The sequence below is a fragment of the Anaerovirgula multivorans genome, from assembly GCF_900188145.1.
GTDB lineage: Bacteria > Bacillota > Clostridia > Peptostreptococcales > Natronincolaceae > Anaerovirgula > Anaerovirgula multivorans.
The window spans coordinates 1-10,000 of record NZ_FZOJ01000062.1 but is presented as its reverse complement, the minus strand read 5'-3'; the positions used below and the strand labels follow the sequence as shown (position 1 = coordinate 10,000).

Genomic DNA, 10,000 nt, shown 5'->3' with positions numbered 1-10,000 from the left:
TCATAATATCACCGTCCTTACTACTATTATGGGCGATTTTATGTATGCTATATCAAGATTGTCTTATCCAATTGTTGGATTTTTGGCGCGCTCTGACGAGGTTATTGACAACGTCATCTAAGGCATAGCAATCTGAAATAGGAAGTACACAATAAAGAGGGAAGAGTGTAAGAGAAACAGTTAAGAAAGTAAGGTATGTGGAAAATCCTATAGAAATAGAGTTTTTTGATATTTCAATAGGAAGCAGATATCTCAAAAAAATTCAAAGAAAAATATCGTTTATTAATAAGGCAAATTGAAAAATTAACAGGTCTTAATAGAGGAATCGTTCAAAAATCTTAACCTGCCGACAACCTTGCCCTTTTGACACTTAAGGGTTTAGAGAGATAAGAAACTATTGAAAAGTTTAGAATAACTATGTTAAGGTATAGAAAAGAATAGGGGGTGAGTAATCTGGATAAAGCTGATATAAGAAAGAAATTTAAAAAAGAAATAAAAGATGATCGATATATTATTGGGATATCTGTAGGTGCGGGAATATCAGCCCTTAATGCTGTAAAGGGTGGGGCTGATATTATACTTGCATTGAATTCGGGTAAATATCGACAAATGGGACTGAGTTCCTTAGCAGGTTATTTGGCGAATTCAAACAGTAATAATATGGTTATGGAGTTTGGATCCAAAGAACTCATTCCTCTGATAAAGAATGTGCCAATAATTTTCGGGCTAAATGCTACTGATCCAATGATTAATTTAAGAACATACATTAAAAATATCAAAAATGCAGGATTTCATGGGATAAATAATTATCCTACCATTGGATTAATAGATGGCACCATTGGTAATCATTTGGAGATTAACGGAATATCTTATGATCAAGAAGTGGAAGCGATTTATTTAGCGAATAAAATAGATTTATTTACAATAGCATTTGTATTTAATGTAGAACAAGCAAAGAAAATGATACAAGCAGGTGCCGATATGATTTGTGTTCACTTGGGGCTTACAAGAGGAGGAAATCTGGGAGCCAAACAAGCACTTTCTCTAGTATCCGCAAAAAATTTAACAAATGATATTTTTCAAGTGATTGATAAAGAGGATAGATATATATTTAAAACCATATATGGTGGTCCCATTCAGCAGGAAGCTGATGTGCAATTTATGTATAAAAATACAACAACTATGGGCTATATTGGGGGATCAATATTTGATAGGATACCTTATGAGGATGCTATTACGAGAAAAACATTGGAGTTTAAACATGTAAATAGAATGAATGATCCTGTATTAGATACCATAGAGTTACAATATCATCATACTTATGAATATATTAATTTTGTGAAAGAATATATTAGTAAACATTATAGTGAGCAAATTAATTTATCTGATTTGGCTCAAATACTACATTTGTCTCAATCTTATCTCAGTAGAATTTTTAAAGAGAATGTTGGCACCAATTTTACAGACTATCTTATAACCTTTCGTTTGGATAAATTTATAAATATAGTAACAACATTTTCTAATATATCTAATGAAGAAGCTTCAAGAAATGTAGGATATGATAATTACTCGAATTTTAGTAAAATCTTTAAAAAAAGATATGGACAATCCCCTAAAAATTATAGGATGTCATCAAATGACAAGATGAAGTAATATAAAAGCATAGAAAGGTACGAGTTAGTTGGATAATATAATAATTAGAAAATTATAAATAATAAAAAGGAGGGAATCAATTGAAAACGATAGCAATTATTGGAACTTTTGATACAAAAGGAAGAGAACTTACTTATGTGCAAAGTATTATTGAAGAATTAGGATTAAACACCTTTACAATGAATACTGGAGTTTTTGAGTCGTCATATCCAGTGGATGTATCCAATGAAGAAATACTAAGAGAAATTGATGTGGACATTAAGATGGTTCAAAAGAAAAAAGATCGAGCTTATGCAACGGACCTTCTTTCTAAGGCTATGGAAAAGATTGTACCCAGGCTGTATGAGGAAGGAAAGTTTGATGGTGTTATTGCATTTGGTGGTACTGGCGGGACTTCAATTGCAACTCCAGGTATGAGAGCACTACCCATTGGAGTGCCTAAGATTATGGTTTCCACTGTTGCATCGGGAGATACTTCATTTTATGTTGGAACCAGCGACTTGGTTATGATGCCATCAGTAGTTGATGTATCTGGATTGAATACAATCTCTACAAAAATATTCCAAAATGCAGCTCATGCAATAGCAGGGATGGTAAAATTTGAATCAGAAGAATATAAAAGTGATAAACCACTTATTGGGGCTACAATGTTTGGATTGACAACCCCAGCTGTTACAGCTGCAACAGACTATTTAGAAAGACAAGGTTATGAAGTATTGATATTTCATGCAACGGGCATTGGCGGAAGATCAATGGAGAGTTTAATCAATGATGGATTTATTGAAGGTGTATTAGATCTAACTACAACAGAGTGGTGTGATGAATTATTCGGTGGGATATTAAATGCAGGCCCCCATAGATTAGAAGCCGCATCTTTAAATAAAGTACCGCAGGTAGTATCTTTAGGGGCATTAGATATGGTGAATTTTGGACCCTATGATACAGTGCCAAAAAAATATGAAGGCCGAAAATTTTATAAACATAATCCCTCTGTAACGCTAATGAGAACCACCCTTGAAGAAAATAAAATACTAGGCGAGAAAATTGCAGAAAAACTCAATATGGCAAAGGAAAATACTATTCTTATGATACCATTGAAAGGATTTTCTGGTCTTGATGTTGAGGGTGGAGCTTTTGAGGGAAAAGAGGAAGATCAAATGCTTATAGAGACATTAAAAGATAATCTGAGAAATGATGTAGTGGAAGTTCTTGAAATGGACAATGAAATTAATGACAAAAAATTTGCTGAAACAGCTGCAAAAAAATTAATTGAAATGATTGAAAGAAAAATGGAGGAATAGATGTGACTAGAAAAGAGATTGTTGCCAATTTTAAAAAGAAATTAGAAAAGGGAGAAATTTTATTAGGGGTAGGAGCAGGTACGGGTATTACTGCAAAGAGTAGCGAAGCTGGTGGAGCAGATATGCTAATTATTTATAATTCTGGCAGATATAGAATGGCTGGACGAGGTTCGCTTGCAGGATTATTAGCCTATGGTGATGCCAATCAAATTGTAGTAGAAATGGGATCGGAAGTTTTACCTGTTATTAAGAATACACCAGTATTAGCAGGAGTAAATGGAACTGATCCATTTAGAGTCATAGATGTTTTCCTAAAACAATTGAAAGAACAAGGATTTGTAGGGGTTCAAAACTTTCCAACTGTAGGATTGATAGATGGTGTATTTAGACAAAATCTTGAAGAAACAGGTATGGGGTATGATTTAGAGGTTGATATGATTCGAAAAGCACATGAATTTGATATGCTGACTGCTCCCTATGTTTTTGATGTCACCCAAGCTAAGAAAATGGCAGAAGCAGGAGCAGATATCATTGTTGCCCATATGGGATTAACTACAAAGGGGAGTATCGGTGCTCAAACTGCTTTGACATTAGAAGAAAGTGCAAATCGTGTACAAGCAATTGCGGATGCAGCAAAAGAAGTAAATTCAGACATTCTAGTAATCTGTCATGGGGGACCTATTGCTGAACCAGAAGATGCAAAATACATTATAAAGAACACAAAAGGTGTTCATGGATTTTTCGGTGCATCTAGTATAGAAAGGTTTGCAGCAGAAAGAGGAATCAAAACCCAGACGGAAGCCTTCAAAGCAATCAAGAAATAAGATGGATAGGCACAAGGCAAACAAATTGGAGATTAAATAAATATAAAATCGTTAGAAAATTTACACTGATTAAATAAAAATGAGCTAAGGCCGTATCAACATGGTCTTGGCTTTTTTATACTCTAAAAAAGCAGTATTGGTTAATGGATAGCACCCAAATACTTATCATATTTACAATAATACAATAACACTAAAATGTATATTGCAAGTCCTGTAATTATAATTGTGTTTATAGATAAAAATTATATATAATAACATCACTTTAAAAGTAATGTAGTGATTCAAAAAATGATTCGATAAAATAAAAAAAGGATGCTGTCGCTTCTTCGTTATTATCCGCAACAAATTGCTTTAAATCAAATTTAAATATTAATTTAACAATAAATTTGTTCGAATTTACTATTGTTAATATAATGGTAAATAAGCTATAATTGAGTTTGTAAATACAATAAATACAATAAATACAATAAATACAATAAATACATAAATTTTTACAATTATCCAATAAATTATATGAAATAATAAAAAAACTAATACTGAAAAGGGTGGATACAATGAAAAATTCAAAAAAATATTTTTATGATTATGAAGATTATGAAGATGGAGACAAAGATGCTCATACCATGGCAGAAGAAATATTAAGTGATCCAGAGATTAAAGAATTAAAAGAAATCATAATAGGTTGTTGGGGTGAATCCTACGAAAACTCTGTACAGTCAATTTTAGATGAATTAGTAGCCAATAAGGAAAAAATCTTACATATAGAAAGTTTATATGTAGGTGATATGACATTTGAAGAGTGTGAAGTATCTTGGATAGAGCAAGGTAACTACTCAGAACTAATATCTGAATTACCAAATCTAAAACACTTAACTATAAAGGGTAGTAACGGATTAAGCTTAAAAAATCTTAACCATCAAAATTTAGAATCACTAGAAATTATATGTGGAGGATTACCACAAAGTGTAATAGAAGAAATAGCGGAATCATATTTACCTAAAATAAAAAAACTCAATCTATACTTTGGTGTAGAAAACTATGGATTCGATGGAGACATAGAAGATATAAAAAAACTATTACAAAATCCTCACTTAAAAAACCTAAAATATTTAGGACTAGGCAACAGTGAAATACAAGATGAAATAGTAGAAGTAACTCTAAATAGTGAAATGATATCAAATCTTGAAATTTTAGATTTTTCAAATGGAACACTATCAGATAAAGGAGCTCAAATCATAATAGACAATATAGATAAATTAAAACATTTACAGTTGCTAAATTTGCATTATAATTTTATTACTGATGAATATATAGAAAAACTAAAAAAACTGCCAATTCAAATCAATCTTGACGAACAAATGGAAAACGATGATGAATACGGCAACTATCCTATGCTAACAGAATAGGGCATAATATGAGTATACATCTAATTGGTCAAAAAGACACAAAAAGATATGACTATTTTTGTAAGGCTTGTGCTAAATTAGAAACTAAGTTTGAATTTTGGGATATAAATTCAAACTTGGTTTATTTTTTAGATCAACTAAAATCAGGTGATATTATAAAAATAGATCCACCAAAATATAAAACTAGCAGTTTGCAAGAACTAAATGGTTTAGTATATAGTTTTAACAAACAGTTGCAAAAACTAGAACATATGCAAGGGATACAGTTTTTAAACAAGCCTAGTGCCATATGGAAAACGCTAGACAAGAAACAGTGTAAAAAAATACTACTAAAAAATCATATAGATACTACGCCTATGTTAGATAAAACTTTTACTAATTTTTATGAACTAAAGGAATATATGCTAACAAATGCCATACACAGCGTATTTATAAAACCAAGATTTGGCTCTGGTGCAGCTGGAGTAATAGCATATCGCATACATCCTAACAGCAAAACACAAATCCTTCAGACTTGTATTAAAAACATAGGTGAAAGATTTGAAAATACAAAACAAATATTTAAAATTAATGATGAATCTCAAATACAAAAACTAATAAACTTTATATTAGAACAGGATTGCATAGTAGAAAAATGGATACCAAAACCCAAAATTGGAGACAGCATATACGATATAAGGGTAGTATTTCAGTTTGGGCAGATAGACCATATACTAGCTCGGGGTTCTTCAAGCTCAGCTATAACAAATCTACATTTAAATAACAAGGCTATTGCTATAGAAACTTTAGCATTAAGTAAAGACATATTAGTAGATATACATCAACTTTGCTCAAAAGGGGTAGCTTGTTTTGATGGACTTAATAGTGCTGGTATAGATATACTGCTAAGCGGTAAAAAGCAAAAGCCTATGATTATTGAAATAAATGGCCAAGGTGACTTGATATATAATGACATATTTAATGAAAACAAAATATACACTAATCAAGTGGTAAGGATGATTAAAAGTGACAAAAATAAGTAATGAAGTACCGAAAAAGGTTATTGGAGACGTAAAAAACGCTAAATACTCAGTCAACATGAACCAAATAGTTGGCGAATATGATATATTATTCGTTTGCTTAGACACACTCAGATACGACGTAGCATACCAAGAACAAGAAAACAACAATACTCCTGTACTCAATCGCTATGGTAAATGGCGTAAATGCCACGCTCCAGGCAACTATACATTTCCATCCCATATGGCTATGTTCGTAGGATCACTTCCAAGTCCTGCAGAGCCGATACCACTATTTGAAAGAGAAAGACTTTTTATGCCAAAAGAATTCTCTTCTAGTATGGCAACACCAAAGTCAGCATTTCTATTTGAAGGATCTAGCTTTATAGAAGGTCTAGAAAAAGTGGAATATGAAACATTATGCATAGGTGGAGTAGGTTTTTTTAATAAAAGAACAGAAATAAATAGAATACTTCCTAACCTGTTTAAATATAGTTATTGGCATCCATCATTTAGTTGCCATATCAAAGAAAGCTTCGAAAACCAACTAAACGTTATAGAAAAGAAGCTAGACAAATATAGTTCAGACCAAAGAATATTTATGTATGTCAACATAGACAGTATCCACTACCCAAACAACTTTTATTTAGAGGGTGAAAGGGAAGATAACGTACATACTCATGCAGCCGCACTAAGGTATGTAGATTCTCATATAGACAGATTATTTGACATGTTCAAAAAAAGAGGAAAAACTTTTGTAATTGTATGCTCAGATCATGGAAGCTGCTATGGAGAAGACGGATATAACTTCCACTGTCTATCTCATGAAATAGTATATACAGTGCCATACAAACATTTCTTTTTAGGAGATTATGCAAATGAACTATGAAAATATATACAATCAATATATGTACAGTTATCCTCATAAAACTAGTTATCAACAAATAGGTAGATTAAATTTAAAAGAATATAATTTAGATATAGCTCAATATCCTATTGGGCTATATTTTCATATACCATTTTGTGATAGCAAATGTGGATATTGCAATCTATTTTCTATACCTATAGGAAAGCAAAATAAAATAGATAGCTATATATCCGCTATAGAAAGACACAGTACTCAGCTAAAACAGGAATTAGATATAAAAAATAGTAGATTTAGCTCATTAGTGTTTGGGGGAGGTACACCTCTCATACTTAGCGTAACACAGCTAAACGCACTATTTGAATTAGCTATTAAAGACTACCAAATAGATCTAGAACAAACATTTGTAGTTATTGAAACTTCACCAAATCAAACTACTAAAGAAAAACTAGATTATTTATACGACAAAAATACCAACAGAGTAAGTATCGGAGTACAATCCTTTGTACAAAAAGAAATAGAAGTAATCCAAAGAATGCACTCGGTAAACTCAGCACATAAAGCATTAGAACTAATTAAAACCTATGACTTTGAAAACACAAACATTGATCTCATATATGGGATACCAAATCAAACCATAGACACACTGCTATATTCTGCTAAAGTAGCACTCACATATGATCCAGATGAAATATTTGTATATCCGCTTTATCAAAAACCAAATACTAAAATATATGGCAACTTCGTCATAAAAAGGCAGCTGCAATATAAAATGTATCTTGAAGTTAGTGCATATCTCAAGTCTCATGGATATTTTCAAACATCCATGAGAAGATTTGTGAAAGTCAAACCTCAAGTTAACCTTAGTTGTGGATTTGAAAATATGATATCACTAGGCTGTGGTGGTAGAACATACTTAAATAATATACATTTTTGTGAGTCTTACACCTCACATCCAAGTAAATGTATAAAACAGCTACAAAACTACATTCAAAAACAAGATTTCTTTCAAGGCATTAACACATATATACTTAATGAAGAAGAACAAAAAAGAAGATTTATAATAAAAAACCTATTATATCATAGTGGAATCAGTATAGTAGACTACAAAGTTATATTTGACAAAGACCCAGAACATGACTTTGAGCTACTCAACAAAGGATGGGTAAAACGCACAAACACTCACATCAAACTTACAGATAAAGGTATGTCACTATCCGATTACATAGGTCCTATGTTAATATCTAACACGGTAAAACAACAAATGGAGAAATATGCAAATGATTAAACAAGCAAAACATATATACTACAGAGGTTATCTATCATCATGTAATTATACATGCTATTACTGTCCATTTGCAAAAAAAAAGCATAGCAAAATAGAAATACAAAAAGACATACAAGCACTAGAAAATTTTTTTGACTTTATACAAAAAACTATATTTGATTCTGATATATCCATATTTTTCACACCATATGGAGAAGGTTTAGTACATACATACTATATGGACTATCTAGTTAAATTTGCACGATTAGGTAAAATTAAATACATAAGTATACAGACAAATTTAAGTTTTGATCCCAAATTATTTTTATCCAAATTGCAAGAAAAAGAAGTATCCCTAGATAAAATCAAACTTTGGGCAAGCTTTCACCCTACAATGGTTTCAGCCAAACATTTTGCAGAAAAAGCTAATTATCTACATAAATATTTAGACATTAGCGTAGGTATGGTAGCCATACCAGGCACAATAGATAAAATATTAGAGCTTAAGCAAGAGCTAGACCCCAATGTATATCTTTGGCTTAACGCTCAATCTAGGCAAAAAAACAAATATTCAGCAGAGGACATCCGAGTATTGAAACATATCGATCCTTTATTTGAATATGAACTCAATACTATTAGGCTTAAAAGCACAAATACAAAGCAAATATTAAATCCATCTATAAAATTATATGAAAAATGCTCAGCATCTCGCAGCAGCTTTTTCCTAGAAGCAAATGGAGATGTATTACCTTGTCATGTAAATAAAAAGATATTATACAATATATATCATAGCCAATCAGAATCATCTAATTATAAATTTACTTGCACTCGAAAAATCTGTGATTGTTACTTAGCATATTCAAATCTAGAAAAAACTAAACTAGAAAACTTTTTCGGAGAGCTATTGCCAGTAAGAATACCATTCAAAAAAGATTTTCAGGCAATATTTTTAGATATAGATGGGACACTAACAGATTCAAGAGGAAATATACGTAGTACAGCAGCAGAAAGCATACTAAATCTCGAAAAATACGCTCCCATATACCTAGCTACATCTTTATCCTATGAACAAGCACACAAAAAGTGTAAAAGTATATGGAAAAATATATCGGGTGGAGTATTTTCTAATGGAGCATATATTATAGACCAAATCAGTCACAAAACAATACATCATCAAATACAAGCTAAGGAAATACTAGAAAATCCAGCAGTCATACACCTAAGCTCTAGGCACCTTATTATAGACAAAATAGATCAACAAAACATCATTAGAATACTACTACCTAGTAGTATTGCACATAAACTACCAAAGTATAATAACACACAAGTCACATCAGAAAATGCAAAAAGCTATATCCAGCATCACAGTGCCAGCAAAACATTAGGTATACAACAAATATGCCAATGGAATGGATACCATGTAGATTTTGTACTAGTAGTAGGTAATAGCCAAAATGATCTAGAAATGTTATCTAAATACAAACACTCAGTAGCTACAACAGATGCACCACAGCACATTAAAGATATAGCACATTATATAATGGATATAGAGCATATACCATATATTTCTAAATAACGATCAAGGGGACGGCAGGTTGCGTAAAATCAGTCCGCTTTCCATGCTTTTTTATTCATAATCAGTAGTAATTTATGAGAATTATACTTAATTTTTGGTAACAATAAAAA

At 31.5% G+C, this 10,000-nt stretch carries 8 protein-coding genes; all 8 read left to right on the top strand.

Annotation, left to right across the window (positions count from 1 at the left end; translation table 11 throughout):
* The first annotated feature begins 444 nt into the window (after positions 1-444).
* The 8 genes from CHB72_RS24915 to CHB72_RS24880 all read left to right on the top strand — a co-directional run bounded on the left by CHB72_RS24915 (position 445) and on the right by CHB72_RS24880 (position 9,890).
* Positions 445-1,653 carry a phosphoenolpyruvate hydrolase family protein gene (locus tag CHB72_RS24915; protein WP_242975272.1) on the top strand — a complete coding sequence of 403 codons (1,209 nt, stop codon included), beginning with the start codon at positions 445-447 and terminating at the stop codon, positions 1,651-1,653.
* Positions 1,654-1,733: 80 nt separating this feature from the next.
* Positions 1,734-2,954, top strand: coding sequence for a Tm-1-like ATP-binding domain-containing protein (locus CHB72_RS24910; protein ID WP_089285570.1), 1,221 nt, complete (start codon positions 1,734-1,736; stop codon positions 2,952-2,954).
* Between the two features lie 2 nt (positions 2,955-2,956).
* Positions 2,957-3,778, top strand: coding sequence for a phosphoenolpyruvate hydrolase family protein (locus CHB72_RS24905; RefSeq protein ID WP_176431617.1), 822 nt, complete (start codon positions 2,957-2,959; stop codon positions 3,776-3,778).
* A gap of 554 nt (positions 3,779-4,332) precedes the next feature.
* Positions 4,333-5,184, top strand: coding sequence for an STM4015 family protein (locus CHB72_RS24900; protein ID WP_089285568.1), 852 nt, complete (start codon positions 4,333-4,335; stop codon positions 5,182-5,184).
* Between the two features lie 8 nt (positions 5,185-5,192).
* Positions 5,193-6,206 (top strand): STM4014 family protein, encoded by a 1,014-nt coding sequence (locus CHB72_RS24895; protein WP_089285567.1) that lies wholly within the window; start codon positions 5,193-5,195, stop codon positions 6,204-6,206.
* Positions 6,190-7,071, top strand: a complete 882-nt coding sequence (locus CHB72_RS24890) for an STM4013/SEN3800 family hydrolase (protein WP_330397130.1) — start codon at positions 6,190-6,192, stop codon at positions 7,069-7,071. The genes CHB72_RS24895 and CHB72_RS24890 overlap by 17 nt, the downstream gene beginning before the upstream one ends.
* Positions 7,061-8,335 (top strand): STM4012 family radical SAM protein, encoded by a 1,275-nt coding sequence (locus tag CHB72_RS24885; protein ID WP_176431616.1) that lies wholly within the window; start codon positions 7,061-7,063, stop codon positions 8,333-8,335. The genes CHB72_RS24890 and CHB72_RS24885 overlap by 11 nt, the downstream gene beginning before the upstream one ends.
* A complete protein-coding gene (locus CHB72_RS24880) occupies positions 8,328-9,890 on the top strand; it encodes an STM4011 family radical SAM protein (protein WP_176431615.1) in 1,563 nt (520 codons plus the stop codon). The genes CHB72_RS24885 and CHB72_RS24880 overlap by 8 nt, the downstream gene beginning before the upstream one ends.
* Positions 9,891-10,000: the final 110 nt, after the last annotated feature.

What these genes read in the sequence shown, in the direction of transcription:
- CHB72_RS24900 (WP_089285568.1), top strand. Translation starts at nt 4,333, where the DNA reads ATGAAAAATTCAAAAAAATATTTTTATGATTATGAAGATTATGAAGAT.
- CHB72_RS24895 (WP_089285567.1), top strand. Translation starts at nt 5,193, where the DNA reads ATGAGTATACATCTAATTGGTCAAAAAGACACAAAAAGATATGACTAT.
- CHB72_RS24885 (WP_176431616.1), top strand. Translation starts at nt 7,061, where the DNA reads ATGAACTATGAAAATATATACAATCAATATATGTACAGTTATCCTCAT.
- CHB72_RS24880 (WP_176431615.1), top strand. Translation starts at nt 8,328, where the DNA reads ATGATTAAACAAGCAAAACATATATACTACAGAGGTTATCTATCATCA.